Source organism: Pontibacter brevis (assembly GCF_054779655.1).
Window position 1 is genome coordinate 228,346 of the sequence record NZ_BAAGXV010000025.1, and the last position, 18,087, is coordinate 246,432.

The following is an 18,087-nucleotide window of genomic DNA, read 5'->3' on the forward strand; positions in this document are numbered from 1 at the left end:
AAATATTTTTTAAAACTGAACAACCTGCAGTATTCCTGCGCGTATAAGGAATAAAATAGCAGATGGCATTTGTTGTCTATGCTACAAGGAAGGGACCTTAAGGCAAGGTCCCTTCTTTCGTTTTATAGCAACAGCCATAAAAAAGCCTGTCAGCAGGGATTGATTGCGGACAGGCTTTCTGTTTTTTGGAACCTCGGATATCAGGTTTCAACATGGTATTGTTCGTCGTCCTCCCTCTCCTCCATCATCTTGCGCATGCCCGCAGCGGTAATATCATCCGGTATGACGTTAGATACCGTACTTTGCGCTTTGTTCATCATTCCTGAAACTACTTTGGTCTCCCCTTTCATCAGTGCTTCATAGCCTACCTGTGCCACTTCTGCCGGTTCTGAAAGAGGTCCATGCGCAGCATTCGTGTGAGCAGCACCTGCTCTGCGGAAAAACATGGTGTTGCTGGCACCCGGCAATAAGGCAGTAACAGTTATATTGGTATGCTGTAGTTCATTAGAAAGCGCTTCTGAAAAGGAAAGTAAAAAGGCTTTTGTTGCACCGTACACGGCCATGAGAGGAGATGGTACTTCCCCTACTATGGAGGAAACATTTAAAATTTTACCTTCGTCACGCATTCTCATGTCCTGGAGGAAAAGTTTAGTGAGAGTGACTGGCGTGTTCACGTTCAATTGAATAATTGCCTCCTCTCGCTCCAGGTCCGTTTCGTAGAAAAAGCCATGTACGCCTGCACCGGCATTATTGACCAAAACATCTACCTGAATGCCGCTCTTCTTCACCTCCTGGTATACTTCCCGGGGTGATTCCGGTCTTGCCAGGTCAGACGTAACTACGCACACATGTTCTAGCTGGTATTCGTCCTGTAGCTGGTAAGCCAGTTTTCTCATCCTGTCGGTGCTTCGGGCTACGAGTATGAGGTTGTAGCCATCTTTAGCGAAAAGCCTGGCAAACTCCATCCCAAAGCCATTGGAGGCCCCTGTGATCAATACTGTTTTTCCTTTGTTGTTTTCTTCCATTGCTTTCATAGTTAATGTTTTTGTTCTGCCCATCAGGTGCAGTTGCTTATGTTTACCAATGAAACATCAAATGGGTTGCCTTCAGCCAAACCTGTTGCCTTGCCTTACCTGACACATCAAATTGCATTAACTCTTTTCTAAAGCAGGGTAGCCTGGAACGAAAAAAGGGAAAGGCCAGCATCTCCGCCTGGCCTTTCCCTTTATATACTTTTCTCTTCCTGCGAAGCTGTTACTGGTTCTGCACAATCATGCTTCCCGGCGCAGCACTTCGAGGGGTGGGCGATTCAAAATACCACGGCTGTTCAGCATACCGATAAATACCGTCAGAGCAGTTATCCCCAGGAAAATAGGAAGAAGTGGTGCCAGATCAGGAACAAACGGCACCTCAAAGCTGAATACAGCAAGCGCCCAGCTCGCGCCTAGTGCCAGAATGATACCTGTGCCTGCCGCCAATGCTCCCAACAGCAGGTACTCAAACGCATTGATAGACAATATCTGTTTTCGGCTGGCCCCGAGAGTACGCAACAACACACTCTCCTGTACCCGCTGAAATTTGCTGATGTTCACGGATCCAATCAAAACCAAGAGGCCGGTGCTGATGCTGAAAAGCGCCATGAAGCGGATAACGAAGGATATTTTCCCTAAGATGTCATCTAAGGTGCGCAGGATCAAATCCAGGTCAATGGCCGACACATTGGGGAAGCGCTGTACCATTGTCCGCTGAAACTGCGCAGACTGTTCATCTGACTGCGTGCGTGTCATGAGAACATGGAACTGTGGAGCCTCCTCCAGCACACCCTTTGGAAAAACAACCCTGAAATTAGTCTGTACGCGGTTCCACTCTACTTCACGCAAGTGTGCCACTACGGTCGGAATAATCGCTCCCTGCACATTAAACACGATAGTATCCCCTACCGCCACTTCCAGCCTGTCGGCATAGCGATCTTCTAAAGAAATAGGCACAGCCTCACCAGCGGCGGCAACTCCTTTCCATTCTCCGCCAACACCTTTTTCAGAATCAATCAGCGTGTCGCGGTACGTAACCCTTATCTCGTTCGTAAACGCACGCTCTGATATGCCAAGAGTGGTGTCCTTACGCACATCAGCAGCGGAATAACCCTTTATTTCATCTATACGCGTGGTTACTACCGGAACCAATTGCAATATTGGCAGCCCCTGCTCTCTTGTCAGTTGAGTTACCTGCTCCTTCTGGGCATTCTGGATATCAAACAAGACAAGGTTTGGCTGATTCTCACTGCCGGCTATGGCTACTTCGCTCAACAATAGCCGCTGCATGAGAAAAAGTGTTGCAATCAGAGCAGTGCCTAAGCCGATGGATACCGTCAGCAGCAGGGTCTGGTTATTCGGACGGTAAAGGTTTGCCAGGCTTTGCCGCCACACGTATCCCCAGTTTTTAGGAAAGAAGCGCTTCACCAGCCCCATCATCAGGCGGGCAATCAGGGCAAGCACCACGAATCCTACTACTACACCAGCTGTAAAGGACAGGGCGCGCAGCCAGGTTCCCAGTTGCAGGTAAGCAAAAACGAAAACAAAGCCTAAAATCAGGGCACTCACGGTCCAGCGCAGCTTATCCGGATTCTTAGAGACATGCTCTAAGCCGGCGCGCAGCGTAATCAGCGGGGATACATTCCGGATAGACAGCAGGGGCAGCAGGGCGAATAAAATTGAAACCACCAGGCCGATGCCGATACCTCCTGCCACAGCAGCCCACGATATGCCAACGGTTACCTCTACCGGCAGGAATGACTGGAACAGCTGCGGGAGGTATAACTGAATCAGGGTGCCCAGTATGGCGCCTACCACTGAACCGATTAATCCCATTGCCGCTACCTGAAAAAGGTAAATCAGGAAGGCCTGCTTGCCGCTCATTCCCAGGCAACGCAGCACGCCAATAGTGGCCAGTTTTTCGCGGATATACACATGAACAGCACTTGCCACGCCCACACAACCTAAGAGCAGCGCCACAAAGCCAACCAGCGAAAGGAAACGTGCCAGGTTAGCATAGGATTCTCCTGTGCTTTCCTTACGGCTTTGTACGGTATCATAACCAAAGCCCGCTTCATCAAAGCGTGGCTCCAGTTTTTTCACCAATTCATCGGCATCTGTGGTAGCAGGTAGTTTATAATAATGGTAATAATTGATGCGGCTGCCTTTCTGCAGCAGGCCTGTTTCCTCCAGGTACTGCCTTGGGATGTAAACGGCCGGTGCAATGGTGGCGGTCATGGCAGACTGTCCTGGAATTTTGTGGAGTGCACCGGCTATTTCGAAGGTCAGGTTGCCCACCTGGATAGAATCACCTGGTTCTGAGTTATACTGTAGCAGCAATGTGTGGTCTACAAGCGCTTTGCGTCCGCCTTTCCGGAAGGTAGAACTGGCTTCCGCTGGCTCAGACTCAATCTCGCCATAATACGGAAAGCCTCCAGCCTCCAAGGCACGCACCTGCACTAGGCGGGTACCCTGAGATGCCTTGAAGTAAACCATGGACGCAAAACGCACCTCATCGGAACGTTCGCCGCCCACGGCAATAGAATCCAGTAACTGCTGCTGCTCCGGTTCAATTTCTTTGTTGCTGGCTACCACCAGGTCAGCGCCTATCAGGGACTTCGCCTGGTTTTCGATGTCAGTCCGCAGGTTATCAGAAAAAGAATTAATAGCCACGAGTGCGGCAATGCCCAGCACAATAGAGGAAATAAAAAGAGCCAGGCGGCCACGGTTGCGCCTGCTGTCACGCCAGGCCATTTTCAGCAACCAGGGCAGGTTCAGGCTGTTCTTTTTATCTGTATGAATGATGGTGTCTGGCACGGGAGTGTGGCTGTTGATTGTTGATGCGTGTTTGTTTGACGGCTGCTTCCCCTAGACAAGCTAAGTAAACTCTCATCGTCTCTTTTCAATTTTTCGTGTTTCCTGGCATACAAATAACGCTGCCAATTTTTAAAGTCCGTCCCTACCGACAGAAACAGGAGCACCTGTATCGGAAACTACTGTTCCGCCCTTGATACGAATGATGCGCTGCGTTTTCTCTGCCAGTTCCAGGTCGTGTGTTACCAATACCAGGGTAGTTCCGCTCTCACGGTTTAAATCAAAAAGCAGCTGCTCCACCCTTTCCCCTGTTTCTTCGTCCAGGTTTCCGGTTGGTTCGTCTGCAAAAAGAATGGTGGGCCTGTTGGAGAAAGCCCTTGCCAGCGACACACGCTGCTGCTCCCCTCCGGATAGTTGCGTTGGATAATGATCGTGCCTTTCAGCCAATCCTACCCTTCCCAGCAGTTCCATGGCCTGTCGCTGCACATTTCGCTCCCCTCTCAGTTCAAGTGGTACCATCACGTTTTCCAAGGCAGTGAGGGTAGGTATCAGCTGGAAATTCTGGAATATAAAGCCAACATACTGGTTCCGTACCTGTGCCCGCTCATCTTCAGACATATTGTCCAGCTTAACACCGTTCAGGACAACTGAGCCTGAACTGGCGCGGTCTAGCCCGGCGCAGAGGCCCAGCAATGTAGTTTTTCCGCTACCGGATGGCCCTACAATGGAGCAGGTATCACCGGCCTGAAGTGAGAAATTTATACCTTGTAGCACCGTTAAATGACGGTCGCCGCTGTTATAGGTTTTTTTTAAGTCTTGTATATCCAGAATTGTAGACACGGGTAAGGCTTTTTATGTGTAAGCGTTGGTAAGGTTTGTCAGCACAAATTATACCAACTGAACATCCTCCATAAACCAAATAACTCTTACAGCACGTTATTAGTTTTGATTGGAGAAGTATAAATTTAGCAAACAATTGCATTGAAGATGACGGGAAACAGATTTTTAACGCTTTGCCTGGCCAGTTTATTTGCCCTTTCTGGCTGCGGCGATGTCAATACAACAGAGCAGATACAGGCAGACAAGGAGTCGCGCCGGGAGACGGCAGCTTCTGCACAGGCAGACAATACCGAGAGAACAAAGACAATTCTCTTTTTCGGCAACAGCCTGACTGCAGGCTACGGACTGGAACCGGACCAGGCCTTTCCTGCACTGATACAGGACCGCCTGGATTCCCTGAATTTACCTTACAAAGCCATCAACGCTGGCGTGAGCGGTGAAACAACATCAGGAGGCAAGAGCCGCATTGACTGGCTTCTGAAACAGCCGGTCGATATTTTTGTGCTGGAGCTGGGAGCAAACGATGGTCTAAGGGGTGTGAGTACGGAGGAAACCTACAAAAACCTCAAAGTAATCATTGAGAAAGTACGTGCCAAAAACCCGGATGTGCAGGTGGTATTAGCAGGTATGCAAATCCCCCCTAGTATGGGGCAACAGTATGCGCAGGATTTCAAGGAGATTTATACCCGCATTGCGGAAGAAGAGGACGTGGCACTTATTCCGTTTTTACTAGAGGGAGTTGCCGGCGACCGGGAACTGAACCAGGGAGATGGTATCCATCCGACTGAGGAAGGCCAGAAGATTCTCGCGGAGAACGTCTGGGAAACACTGGAACCTATTATCCGAAGTGAGGAGGCGTAAATAACTCGTTCACTCATTTATGATAGTAAAAGGTAAAGGCTCCTCATTCGCAGGAGCCTTTACCTTTTTAGGAACAGAATCAGCCAGTTTCTTTAAGTTGAGCTTCAGCCCGGGCAAACTTAGAATGAACAAGCTCTTTTCATAGTTGATGCTGAGGTATTTATAGCGTAGGAGTTGGTGCATTGGAAAAAAAATAAAATATTTAGTCTGTCTCAGGCAACCACACCACGGGTACCTTGCATCTAAGGGGTAAAGAGCACAAACAGCTCCCTGATTACGACCTAAACAAGCTTATTTGATAAACCGATACGCAGCGTGACAGAAGCAGAACTGATAGCAGGATGCCAGAAGGCAGACATAAAGGCGCAGAAGCTCCTGTATGAGCGTTTCGCAGCGCCGATGTATGGCGTCTGCAAGCGTTATCTCAAAAACGAGATGGATGCCGAAGAAGCACTGCTGAACGGGTTTATGAAGATCTACCAGAACGTTGATCGCTTTGAAGCGAAAGGAAGCTTTGAAGGCTGGGTACGCCGCATTATGGTAAATGAAGCCCTCGCCTTCTTAAGGAAAAAAGAGCCGCTGCACCTTGCTATTGAAGACAGCCACGTACAAGTGGCGGGCACAGGCGGTGCTGATCAGGGGCTGGCAGAGGGTGAGCTGATGGAGCTGTTACAAGCCTTACCTGCTGGCTACAGAGCGGTTTTTAACCTGTATGCTATTGAAGGATACGCACACATGGAAATAGCAGACATGCTCGGTATAACCGAGGGCACTTCAAAGTCGCAGCTGAGTAAGGCCCGTGCCATGCTGCAGCGCCGACTGACAGGACAGGAAGCTATTGCCATTTAAGAAAGAGATGACCATGAGACCAGAAGACATAGACAAACTATTTAAGGAGCGCCTGGGAAACGCCTCACCAACGCCACCCGGCGAATTGTGGAGCCGCCTGCAGGACCGCATGGAAGCCGAACTGCCGCAACAGGCAACGTTACAGCCAAAAGAAGAAAAGCGCAGTTTTATGTGGATTTATTCTTCTGTGGCCGCCTCTGCTTCTTTGGTGCTGGCGGTGGGTATGGTCTTCTTCAACATCCAGAACGGCACTCCAGAAATCAGCCAGGCCATGACAGATAAAGGCCCTGTGGAATTAAAAGAAACTCCTGTTACCAGCCTGCCAGCAGCAGAAACCATTGCACAGGCGGAAGTAGCAACAGAAAACAGAGCAGAATCTGAAATTGCCACACTAGAAAAAAACATTTCCCCCCAGGCAACCGATGCAAATCAGGCCGCATCTAATAAGGCAGAAGAGGTTGTTAAAGCAGAAACCATTGCCAATGTAAAACCAAAAGCTGTACAGCAAAACAAGGCAAAGGGAACTGCTCCAAAACTACCTCCGGCAACAGAGCAGCAGGCTCTCGCCGCCCTTACTCCTTCTGAGACTACTACTCAAGCAAGAGAAGATGCCACCGTACCGGCTGTGAAGCCTGTCACCCCTTCTTCTCTGGCTTCAGTTAAAGCAGACGCCAATTTGAACGCTGCGCCAGTCGAAATTATCATTAAAAGAGGTGCCGCTGCTCCTGCACAAACTGCGCTGGCAGAGTCAGACAGCCCTTCTGGTGATGGTTTAGACAAGAAGGCAAAGCTTGCCAAGAACATCTTCAAGCAGGTGCGTAACCTGGCAACAGGCGAAGAAGTGGAACTCTCAGAGTTGGGTATCAACGCCGATAAGGTGGCTCTGAACACCCAGATCGGCAAACAAAAATTTTCTAAAGTAATCAATCTCTAACCCTACAAAACCATGAAACGCATACTATTACTCATGGCCATTTTCATGGCCACCGCTACCGGTGTGTCTGCCAAAGGCGGTCCTACCATTGCACAGCGCCTCGGAAACGAGCAGGATACCATCGTCATAAAAATGGCAAACGGCGCTAAAATGATTCTCCAGCTGCAGAATATACAACAGCTGAAAGCCTTCCAGAACTATAGCCTCGACTCGCTGATGCGGGAACTTAACTCCTACGTGGAGCGGGTAGACCAGATGGAAAGCTCCAACCCCGGCTCTAAGGATATGACTGTGACCTTTAACACGTCTAAAGCGGCTGATGGTACCGGAGACCAGGTGACAGTAACGGTACAGGAAACCACACCGCAGGGCGAAGTAAAAAAAGAACGCCACGAAATACGCATCAACAAGACATTTAAAATTGATGTGGAAGTGGAGGAAGATGGCGACAACACGAAAGTAAACGTGGATGTACCTACTAAGGCAGAACGCGACAGCACCCGTGCTGCACAGAAGGAGCAGAACTACAAGTCTACAAAGATCGGGTTTGACATGGACCTGGGGCTGAACGCCTTTACCAGTGCCGAGGCAGGCGTGCCGGACCTGAAACCATGGGGTTCCCGCTACGTGAGCCTTAACTGGCGACTGAAGTCGCAGGTAGGTGGCAGAAAGAGCCCTTTTTACCTGATGTCAGGCCTTGAGTTTGCCTTCAACAACTACATGTTTGAAGACAACATTATAGTACAGGAAGTTGGAAATACAACATACTTTAACGAGGTGGAGGAAGTAAACTTTCAGAAATCAAAACTGACACATTCTTCGGTAAACCTGCCTTTCATGGCACTGCTGGAATTTAAGCGGGAAAACGGCAAAGACGGTTTTAAAATTGGAGCCGGACCTTTTGTTGGCTACCGCCTGGGCAGCCATACAAAACTGAAATATCAGGAAGAAGGAAGAACGGAAAAAGATAAAACCCGCGACTCTTATAACTTAAGTGACCTGCAGTATGGCGTGGAGGGTGTTGTGGGGTATGGAAGCCTGAACCTGTTCGCAAAGTACAATATGAACGACCTGTTTAAGGAAAACAGGGGCCCACAGACAAATGTGGTTAGCTTTGGCCTGCGGTTGTTTTTATAAAAGCTGATATGGTTTGTGAATAATGAACAGGAAGAGGAGCGGTAAAGCGCTCCTCTTTTGTTTTAACGGGAAGGTGAATGGCGGCGGAAATTATCCATAATGATAGCTGTAGCAGTGGCCACGTTTAAAGATTCGGCCGCACCAAAAGCAGGTATTTTTATCAACTGGTTCACCTGTGCCGCTACCTCTGGCCGTATGCCATTGGCCTCATTGCCCAGCACCACAATTCCTTCCGGCTTCAAAGACATATCATGCAGGTTCTCACCAGCCAGGGAGGCACCGTAGATTTTAGTATCTTCTGTGTGCTGGTGTAACCACTCCGGCAGGTTCAGGTAATGCACATGAACACGTGTGAAAGACCCCATGGTGGCAGAAATGACCTTTGAGTTATAAAAATCAGCACATGTTTCTGAGCAAACAATTTTGTCTATGCCATACCAGTCGGCGATGCGGATAATGGTACCCAGGTTACCCGGATCACGTACGTCGTCTAAGGCGATCACCAGGTCGCTTTTATTTATTTGCAGCGGGGGGAGTTGCCGTATATGAGCCACAGCCAATGCTGCGTTATTACTGGAGAAGGAGCCCGCTTTCACAAGTTCGTCCTCTTTAACAACATCAAAAGCAAGCCCTTGTGGGAAAGCATCCGCATGCTGTTTGTAAAAAGCTTCCGTTATAAAAAGGTGTTCCAATTCAAAATCGGCCGCAAGCAGTTCCAGTACACTCTTGGCTCCTTCTACCACAAAAGCCTTATGCTGCCTGCGGTATTTTTTTATTTGCAACGATTTGATATACTTTACAACTGCTTTTGACAACATAGTTCAACGTTTGAAATCACGATTATACATATCTGTACTGGCATTAACAATGTTATGTGTACAGTCCTGTGTGCCCACCCGCTATTTAGCCGAGGATGAAAGGCTATTGGTAAGCATCCAGCCGCAGGGCCTGGAAACGGTGGAGCCTACTGCTATTCAGTCGCTTTACCAGCAGCAGCCAAACCGCATGGTGCTTGGCTCAACGCCTTACCTGGCGCTTTACAACTTCGGCAAAAAGTTCTACGACCCACAGCAGATCCAGGAGCGCATCGAAAAGCAGCAGGCAAAAAAAAGGCAGCGAATAGAAGAGGCAGGCACTGATTCTGCAAAGATACAGCGCCTGAGGTTAAAGTACGACAGCCGTATTGACAGGCTGCAGGAAAAAAAAGAAGAAGGCAACTTTCTGATGCAGCTCGGGGAACCTCCCTCCATTTATGACTCTACGCTGATGGAAAAGACAATGGACCAGATTGACATCTACCTGAACTCAAAAGGGTACTTTAACCACCGATCAGGTTATGAGAAGGAAGTCAGAAGAGACAAGCTGGTTTACATAACCATCAACATAGAAGAAAACGCGCCTTACCGGTATACGGAATTTACCTATGGCATCCCCGACGCAGACATACGCCAGCTGGTAGAGGCTACCTCTAACCGATCGTTGCTGCAGCTGGGGGATAAATACGACGAGGATGTATTGGCAGCAGAGCGCGACCGCTTATACACCCTGCTGCGGAACAGGGGCTATTATGACTTTGCCCGCGCTTACATAGAGTTTGAAGTTGACACCACTTCCGCTGGAAGAACTGCCACCATCAAAACCATTATTCAGAATCCGGAGCAGGATTCAACTCATCGTCTTTACACCATCAACAATGTGTATTTTAAAACCGATGCAGACCGGTTCGGCATTCCGCGCGATACCATTGCGTACAATGGCATCAACTATATTGCTTACAGGCACAGGTTTTCTCCGGAGATTCTGGACAAAAAAGTAGATGTTTACCCGGGGCAGCGATACAGCCAGTTACGCACATCCACCACCCAGCGCAAATTGGCTGATTTAGATGTGTTTCAGTTCAGTAACGTCCTCTACACCAGGCTTGAAACAGCTTCTGATTCCAGTTACCTGCTGAATGTTTATATCAATGCCCTTCCGGCCAAAAAGTTTCAGGAAACACTGGAGCTTGGTTTAAACTATACAGAGCGTATCCCTGGCCCCTTTTCCAGCATTCGGTTGCGGATCCGGAATATTTTTGGAGGGGCTGAGAACCTTGATATAGGATTGAGAGGAGGTATAGAGGGGCAGGCAAGTCTTACAGATGCAAACAGAGCGGTATTGATAAAAGAATACGGTGCGGATATGTCTTTGTCTTTCCCGGTTATTCTGGTGCCATTTACCAACAAGAGCCTTTTATCGGAATACAGCCCGAGAACCCGCTTCTATAGCGGGTACACGAGCAGCGACAGGGAACAATATACCCGCACAAGCTACCAGTTGGGACTCGACTACATCTGGCAGATTACACGCAACCCGCTTCGGCCACCCGTTATGCAGTTCATCTTTTCTCCGGTGAACCTGAACATTGTACAGGGTGAAATATTAGATAATAACTTCCGGCAAAGCCTCATTGCAAACAGCGAGGGCAGCAGATCGCTTATAGAAAGCTTTTCTGATGGTATCATCTCGTTTGTCGGGTTTAATTTTATTTATAACACCAATGATTTCACCCAAACGCGTAACGCACGTTACTTCCGTACACTCATAGAAGTAGGTGGCTTATCGAAGGAACTGGGGCTTGATTTAGGCTTTAACAACCTGCAGACCTTCCAGTACGCCAAAATAAATCCTGATTTCCGACGCTACATTCCATTGGGTGGCTCCAGGTATTTTGTGTACCGCGTAAATGGAGGAGTAGCCTCTCCCATTTTTGACTCAGACGTGCTGCCCTATGAAAAGCACTTTTTCGCAGGTGGCGCCAGCAGCGTGCGTGCCTGGCAATCCCGCCGCCTGGGTCTTGGCTCCTATGCCTCTGTCAGGCCTGTGGAGGTAGATAATGGGGACGAGCCTTATACCGTGGGCATAGAGCGCGACTTCAACTTAGAGCAGCCGGGCGAAGTATTGTTAGAGGCAAACGTAGAGTACCGCTTTAACATCTTCAGCTTCCTGAACGGAGCCTTGTTTGTAGATGCGGGGAATGTGTGGCTGCTGCGCGAAGATATAAACCGACCGAAAGCTAATTTCGAGTTCAACAGGTTTTACAAAGAGTTAGCCGTGGGTACAGGCTTCGGTATCCGCTTCGACCTGTCCGTACTGATCCTTCGGTTTGACCTGGCCACAAAAGTTTATGATCCGGCCGGCCTTCATGGGAACAGGTTTATTCTTGACGACTTCAAGTTCTCCGGGTTCTTTACCAGGAACAGCCAAAGCACCCTGCAAATAGGCATCGGTTATCCTTTCTAGTGATTGAAAAGTCATTCACTAAAAGAGCCACTCCAATCACGGAGTGGCTCTTTTGGTAAAAATTAAATGCTGTTGGTTTTTCCTAAACCATTAGGAAGCTAGTAGTTCAGCAAATCCTCCATCGCCGCAGCTACTTTTTCCGCATTCGGCAGCATCATCTTTTCCAGATCCACGTTCAGCGGAATGGCTGGCAGATTGGCGGCACCCAACGTATATACCGGTGCGTCCAGCTTCTGGAAACAGTCTCTGGACAGACGCCCGGCCAAAGACTCAGCAAAAGAGTTCATCAGCGGCTCTTCTGTAAGCACCAGCGCCTTTCCATGACGTTCAACTGATGCTTTTACAGTTTCGTAATCGAGCGGGTTCAGCGTACGCAGGTCCACAATTTCAATGCTCCCGGCATATTGTTTCGCTGCCGTTTTTGCCCAATATACGCCCATGCCGTAGGTAATAACCGCCATACTGATACCCATCCGGATTTCTTTCTCATCCGCCTGCTGTACGATGCCGGCCTTCCCGAGCGGGAGGATGTAATCCTCATCCGGCTCGACAGTTTTGGCGTCTTCCGTGCCGGGTACTTTAGACCAGTAAATGCCTTTGTGTTCCAGCATCACTACCGGGTTTGGGTCCAGGAAAGCGGCTTTCATCAAACCTTTCATATCGGCAGCATTGCTTGGGAATACTACTTTGATGCCCCGAATATTCAGCAGCGTGGACTCTATGCTGCCAGAGTGGTAAGGTCCACCGCCACCATAAGCACCTATGGGCACCCGTATCAGGGACTGCACCGGGAACTGGCCTTTTGATAGGTAGCAGCTTTTAGAAAGCTCTTCGACCAACTGGTTTATACCGGGCCAGATGTAATCGGCAAACTGAATCTCCACAATGGCTTTAGCTCCCACCGCAGACATACCGGCGGTTGACCCTACAATATATGCTTCCTGTATAGGAGTGTTAAACACGCGGGCATCCCCATACTTCTTGGCCAGTAAGGCTGCCTCCCGGAACACTCCTCCCAGCTCTCCCCCTACATCCTGACCATAAAACAGGGCCTCCGGATATTTCTTCAGAATATCATCCACTGCATGCAGGGCAGCATCCACCATTGTTACTTTCTCGGCGCCGGCTGGGCGGCGTTCTCCTTTTTCTTCGGTAACAGGTGTAGGCGCAAACTCATGCTGGTCAAATGTTTCCGGATCAGGTGCCGGTGCCTTAAGAGCACGCTGGTAGTCCTGTGCCACGGTGTCTTTGGCCTCCTGCTCCAGCGCCTCAATTTCTTCCTCTGGCACATCAGCATCCAACATAGCCTGGCGCAGCTGCGGAATCGGGTCATTGACGGCATGCTCCTGCAGGTTATCTCCCCTGTACCACTCGCGTCGCACACCAGAGGTGTGGTGGCCCAGCAACGGAACTTTGGCTTGTACAAGTATCGGGCGGCGTACTTTGCGGGCGTATTCGAAAGCTACCCGTAAGCCTTCATAAGATTCCTCGAAGTCCGAGCCATTGACGCGCAGCCGCTCCATGCCTTTAAATCCTGCTGCAAACTCATAGGCATCCATGGCGCGCATTTCTTTGCCAGTCGCTGAAATGCCCCAGTCGTTGTCCTGCACAAGATACACAATGGGTAGTCCTTTCAGAACCGCCATCTGGAAAGCCTCTGACACTTCCCCTTCTGTTACCGCACCATCGCCAATAGAACAAAGTACCACGGGTTTCTCCTCCCCCTCCAGCAGCCCCTGCCCTTCCAGGTATGAAATGCCATGCGCCATACCTGTAGCCGGAATAGCCTGCATTCCTGTGGCAGAGCTTTGGTGCGGAATGGTAGGGAAGCCTTCACGCTTAAGCGAGGGGTGCCCATAATAGGTGCGTCCGCCTGAGAAAGGGTCATCTGCTTTGGCCATAAGCTGCAGCATAAGCTCGTAAGGCTGCATGCCGATACCCAGCAACATGGAATCGTCGCGGTAATAGAGCGCAGCATAATCATAAGGCTGTAGCTGGAAAGCCGCGGCCAGCTGAATGGCTTCGTGCCCGCGGGAGGTGCTGTGCACATACTTGCTACAGATCGCTTTGTTCTCTTCGTAGGTATCTGCCATCGTTTTGGCAGTTATCATCAGCCTGTAAGCCTTTTTTAGCAGATCAACGTCCAGCTTAACAGCTTCCAAAGAATCTTTTACCATAGTTTTTTATAGGTTTGCCGCAATTTACGAATTTCCGGCCTTTTCCTAAAAATTGCCCGTTGCTTCGGTTGTACGCAATTCATTTGGTAATTTTACCGCTGATGAAGTTTAATTTCTAAGTTTCTGAGCTTCATCCACAATAAAGTCTACGCTGTTTTTGATTGTGCTAAAAACTTGCATGTGTGCAGCGTCTTAAAAAATTGTCTTACTCCTGCAGATATAAAAAATGTTCAGAGAAAAAGTAGAGGCGTTCATGCGCCAGTTTCAGAAAGACCTTTACCAGGCCTTGGAAACCTGTGACGGTGGTGCCAAATTCAGTGCCGATGAGTGGCAACATGAAACTGGCGGCGGTGGTATTTCACGCGTGATAGAAAACGGTTCCGTGCTGGAAAAGGGCGGCGTGAACTTTTCTGCCGTGGAGGGTGAACTCTCCCCTGCTTTCATGAAAATGCTGCTCATGCCAGACCCAAACTACTTTGCGACTGGCGTATCGGTGGTGATGCACCCCCATAGCCCCATGGTTCCCATCACGCACATGAATGTGCGCTATTTTGAAGCCGGAGACGGGCAAGCCTGGTTCGGGGGTGGCATAGACCTGACGCCCATTTACCTGGACCTGAAACAGGCAAAGGAGTTTCATGCGCAGATGAAGGCCGTATGCGACAAGCACCATCCATCCTATTACCCGGAGTTTAAGAAGTGGGCAGATGATTATTTCTACAACGAGCACCGCGAGGAGACCCGTGGAGTTGGCGGAATTTTCTTTGACCGCTTATCAGCAAACGAGGAATTCACCATAGAAGAACGTTTTGCCTTTGTGCAGGATGTGGCTTATGCTTTTATTCCGTTCTACACCACTATTATGAACCATAACCACGACCTTCCCTATGGGGAGCGGGAGAAACAGTGGCAGTTACTGCGCCGTGGCCGCTACGTGGAATTTAATTTAGTGTACGACCGGGGTACAAAGTTTGGCCTGCTCACAAAAGGGCGTATCGAATCCATTCTGATGAGCCTGCCCACCCATGCCTCCTGGCTTTACAACTTTACTCCGGAAGCAGGTAGCCCGGAAGAGCAGACACAAGCTTACCTGAAGAAGGACATAGACTGGCTACAGGTGCAATAGTTTGTAAGATGGAAGAACTGGAACAACTCGATCAAGACCTATTTGTATACCTCAACGACATGCAAAACCCTTTCTGGGATGCTGTAATGGTATTTGTATCGAATAAATATGTCTGGATTCCCTTTTACTTAGCCTTGATCGTGTACTTGGTCTGGCGTTACCGGAAGCAGAGCATCCCGATGCTGCTGCTCGCCATTGTAGCGGTTGGGCTGGCGGATTTTGTGGCCTCAGGTATATTTAAGCCTTATTTCGCCCGTCTTAGACCCTGCCACGACCCGGAGCTTTCGGCTGTTGTGAATATTGTGAAAGGCTGTGGCGGCAGGTTTGGCTTTATGTCCTCACATGCCTCCACAGGATTTGCCCTGGCCGTCTTCTTCAACCTCATCCTCTCCGACAGGTACTTTATATTTAAGATTGTGCTGATCCTGTGGGCCGTTGTGGTGTCCTACAGCCGTATTTACCTGGGCGTGCATTACCCCGGCGACACCATTGGAGGGGCTTTACTGGGTTCTTTCCTCGCCTATTGCTGCTCGCTTGGCTATACCATTCTGTTGAACAAATATCCCTCCCTGGTACGTTAAACTTTTGGTGGGAACAGCTGTTCTTCCGTTATCAATACAACAGCCACTGGTTTGCGCACACGTAGTATCACTTTTTTACTTTTACTTTTAGTGCTCTCTGCTTTTGCTTCTGCATCAGCGCAGGAGAACTACAGGCTTTCGGGTCGTGTAGTAGATGCGGTGAGTGGCGAGGGGCTGGCAGGAGCATCTGTTGCCGTTCGGGAAATCAGCAGCCGTGGTGCCATTACAGGTGCCAACGGGGGGTTCTCTTTCACTGTTCCTGCCGGCACCTATACCCTTGTGGCAAAATATATTGGCTACGATGCTACCAGCCATGCACTGGAGGTAAACCAGAACCGTCAGCTGGACATTAAACTGGTTCCGACCGCCTATGGTGTACAGGAGGTGGAAGTGGTGGCGCAACGGCAGCAGCCAATTACCGAAACGGCAACCATGGGGCAACTGGAGCTCCCTATGGAAACAATCAAAACACTGCCTGTACTTTTTGGGGAGCTGGATATTCTTAAAACGGTGCAAATGTTGCCGGGTGTGCAGTCTGGAGGCGAAGGAAACACAGGTTTTTACGTACGTGGCGGAGGAGCCGACCAAAACCTGGTGCTCCTCGACAATGCCACTGTTTATAACCCCGGGCACCTGTTTAATTTCTTTTCTGTGTTCAACAGTGATGCAATAAAAAACACCACCCTCATTAAAGGCAACATGCCCGCACGCTATGGCGGTCGCCTCTCTTCTGTGCTGGACATCGAGATGAAGGAAGGCGACATGTCAGATCATAGCGCAGAGGGTGGCATTGGTTTAATTGCTTCCCGGCTTACTGTACAGGGACCCTTAATAAAAGAAAAGGCCTCGTTCCTACTGTCTGGCCGCCGCACCTACATGGATGCCCTTTTTAACCCTTTCCTGAAAAATACAGCGCAAGGGGGCGTGCCTTTCCGTTTTTATGACCTGAACGGAAAATTAAGCTACAGCTTATCAGAAAAAGACAGGTTGTCCTTAAGCGGGTACTATGGCCGTGACATTGGCAATTTAAAATTATCGGACGGCCGCTTCACCTCTGATTTTTTCTGGGGCAACGCCACCGCCACCGCCCGCTGGAACCACTTTTTTAACGATAAGCAGTTTATGAATGTAACGGGGGTGCTCAGCAACTACCAGTTTCAGTTTAACTGGGACTATGGAGGCTACAATACGGTGCTGCAAACAGGCGTAAGGGACTATAGCCTTCACGCAGACTTTGATTTTACACCCAGCGTGCGGCACCATCTGCAGTATGGGGTGCAGTACACTTATCACACCCTTCGTCCCCGCACAGGCGAGGCCGAAGGCGAAGCAGGTGAAGTTTTTGGCACCAGCCGGGTTTTACCTAAATATGCACATGAAACAGCTTTTTATGTGTCTGATGACTGGAATGTTACGGACCGGCTGCTGCTAAGCCTGAGCCTGCGCAACAGTTACTTTATGCAGGTGGGGCCGTTCAGTTACTACCGCTTTAACCAGAATAATATTGTTACAGACTCTACCCGCTACGGAAGCGGCGACAGAGTGAAAACTTTTCAGGCTTGGGAGCCAAGAGCATCAGCAAGGTACAGGTTGAATGAGCAGTCCTCTGTAAAGGGCGGCTTTGCACGTTCAGCGCAATACCTGCACCTAGTTTCCAACGCCTATACTACCCTGCCGCTGGATGTGTGGGTCCCAAGTTCAGCCATAGTGGAACCTCAATTCGCTACCCAGTTCGCATTAGGTTATTTCAGAAGCTTTGCGCAGAATCAGTATGAAAGCTCTGTGGAGGTATATTACAAGGACATGGAAAACCAGCTGGAGTACCGCGAGGGTTTTGCCCCGGGGCCCAGCAACCGCGACCTGGAATATGAGTTTGTCAGTGGTAGTGGCAAATCCTACGGGGTGGAGTTTTTCCTGCGCAAGAACTATGGCGATTTACAAGGCTGGATAGGCTATACCTTGTCTAAAACCTCAAGGCAATTCCCCGAATTGAATGGTGGAAGGGAATTCCCGGCTCGCTTCGACCGGCGGCACGACCTGTCTCTGGTGAGCAGCTATAAACTGAACAACCGTTGGACCTTTGGTGGCTCTTTTGTATTTGGCACCGGCCAGGCCACTACCCTGCCTTTGCGGCGTTATTACCTGGAGGGCACCATTAACTATCAATATGGCGACCGGAACAGCTTCAGGATGCAACCTACCCACCGCCTGGACCTTTCGGCAACTTTAGAGGGTAAAGTACGGGAGCGTATTAAATCCAGCTGGACTTTCTCGGTTTACAACGTATATGGGCGGCGAAACCCTTTCCTTTACTATGTTGATAATGAGGTGAGCCTTGCCAATCAGAACCTGAAGCTGCAGGCGAAGAAGATATCGATTATCCCTTTCCCCCTGCCTTCTGTTACCTGGAACTTTAGCTGGAAATAAACATGCGCACACTTCAGTATATAGCTTT

At 49.5% G+C, this 18,087-nt stretch carries 13 protein-coding genes; 8 read left to right on the plus strand and 5 right to left on the minus strand.

From position 1 onward, the window contains the following. Window positions 1-200: 200 nt before the first annotated feature. The 3 genes from ACYVB1_RS07600 to ACYVB1_RS07610 form a co-directional block, all read right to left on the minus strand. Window positions 201-1,034: an SDR family NAD(P)-dependent oxidoreductase gene (locus ACYVB1_RS07600; protein WP_460922326.1), complete on the minus strand. Its 834-nt coding sequence runs from the start codon at window positions 1,032-1,034 to the stop codon at window positions 201-203. Between the two features lie 237 nt (window positions 1,035-1,271). Next, on the minus strand, window positions 1,272-3,848 hold the full coding sequence (locus ACYVB1_RS07605; protein ID WP_460922328.1) for an ABC transporter permease: 2,577 nt from the start codon (window positions 3,846-3,848) through the stop codon (window positions 1,272-1,274). Window positions 3,849-3,977: 129 nt separating this feature from the next. Continuing rightward, the gene (locus ACYVB1_RS07610) at window positions 3,978-4,685 is read right to left on the minus strand and encodes an ABC transporter ATP-binding protein (RefSeq protein ID WP_460922330.1); all 708 of its coding nucleotides are present in this window, start codon (window positions 4,683-4,685) and stop codon (window positions 3,978-3,980) included. 147 nt (window positions 4,686-4,832) lie between these two features. Between ACYVB1_RS07610 and ACYVB1_RS07615 the strand changes: the two genes are divergently transcribed. The 4 genes from ACYVB1_RS07615 to ACYVB1_RS07630 all read left to right on the plus strand — a co-directional run bounded on the left by ACYVB1_RS07615 (window position 4,833) and on the right by ACYVB1_RS07630 (window position 8,466). Next, window positions 4,833-5,546 (plus strand): arylesterase, encoded by a 714-nt coding sequence (locus ACYVB1_RS07615; RefSeq protein ID WP_460922332.1) that lies wholly within the window; start codon window positions 4,833-4,835, stop codon window positions 5,544-5,546. Between the two features lie 315 nt (window positions 5,547-5,861). Then, the gene (locus tag ACYVB1_RS07620) at window positions 5,862-6,395 is read left to right on the plus strand and encodes an RNA polymerase sigma factor (RefSeq protein ID WP_460922334.1); all 534 of its coding nucleotides are present in this window, start codon (window positions 5,862-5,864) and stop codon (window positions 6,393-6,395) included. 13 nt (window positions 6,396-6,408) lie between these two features. After that, window positions 6,409-7,329 (plus strand): hypothetical protein, encoded by a 921-nt coding sequence (locus ACYVB1_RS07625; RefSeq protein ID WP_460922336.1) that lies wholly within the window; start codon window positions 6,409-6,411, stop codon window positions 7,327-7,329. 12 nt (window positions 7,330-7,341) lie between these two features. Continuing rightward, complete coding sequence (locus tag ACYVB1_RS07630) at window positions 7,342-8,466, plus strand: outer membrane beta-barrel protein (protein ID WP_460922338.1); 1,125 nt, start codon at window positions 7,342-7,344, stop codon at window positions 8,464-8,466. Window positions 8,467-8,528: 62 nt separating this feature from the next. On the opposite strand, the gene ACYVB1_RS07635 is transcribed toward ACYVB1_RS07630, so the two are convergent. Then, window positions 8,529-9,284, minus strand: a complete 756-nt coding sequence (locus tag ACYVB1_RS07635) for a TrmH family RNA methyltransferase (protein WP_460922340.1) — start codon at window positions 9,282-9,284, stop codon at window positions 8,529-8,531. 49 nt (window positions 9,285-9,333) lie between these two features. Here ACYVB1_RS07635 and tamL point away from each other — a divergent pair, with 49 nt between their 5' ends. After that, window positions 9,334-11,748: a translocation and assembly module lipoprotein TamL gene (gene tamL / locus ACYVB1_RS07640; RefSeq protein WP_460922342.1), complete on the plus strand. Its 2,415-nt coding sequence runs from the start codon at window positions 9,334-9,336 to the stop codon at window positions 11,746-11,748. 98 nt (window positions 11,749-11,846) lie between these two features. Here the strand turns inward: tamL and ACYVB1_RS07645 are convergent, their stop codons facing one another. Next, window positions 11,847-13,925, minus strand: coding sequence for an alpha-ketoacid dehydrogenase subunit alpha/beta (locus ACYVB1_RS07645; RefSeq protein ID WP_460922344.1), 2,079 nt, complete (start codon window positions 13,923-13,925; stop codon window positions 11,847-11,849). Between the two features lie 226 nt (window positions 13,926-14,151). On the opposite strand from ACYVB1_RS07645, the gene hemF reads away from it, so the two are divergent. The 3 genes from hemF to ACYVB1_RS07660 are packed head-to-tail and all read left to right on the plus strand — an operon-like array spanning window position 14,152 to window position 18,059. After that, entirely contained in the window at window positions 14,152-15,051 is a 900-nt protein-coding gene (gene hemF, locus ACYVB1_RS07650; RefSeq protein WP_460922346.1) for an oxygen-dependent coproporphyrinogen oxidase, read from the plus strand. An 8-nt stretch (window positions 15,052-15,059) separates the two neighbouring features. Beyond that, window positions 15,060-15,632, plus strand: coding sequence for a phosphatase PAP2 family protein (locus ACYVB1_RS07655; RefSeq protein ID WP_460922348.1), 573 nt, complete (start codon window positions 15,060-15,062; stop codon window positions 15,630-15,632). A 51-nt stretch (window positions 15,633-15,683) separates the two neighbouring features. After that, window positions 15,684-18,059 (plus strand): TonB-dependent receptor, encoded by a 2,376-nt coding sequence (locus ACYVB1_RS07660; protein WP_460922350.1) that lies wholly within the window; start codon window positions 15,684-15,686, stop codon window positions 18,057-18,059. The last annotated feature ends 28 nt before the right edge of the window (window positions 18,060-18,087 follow it).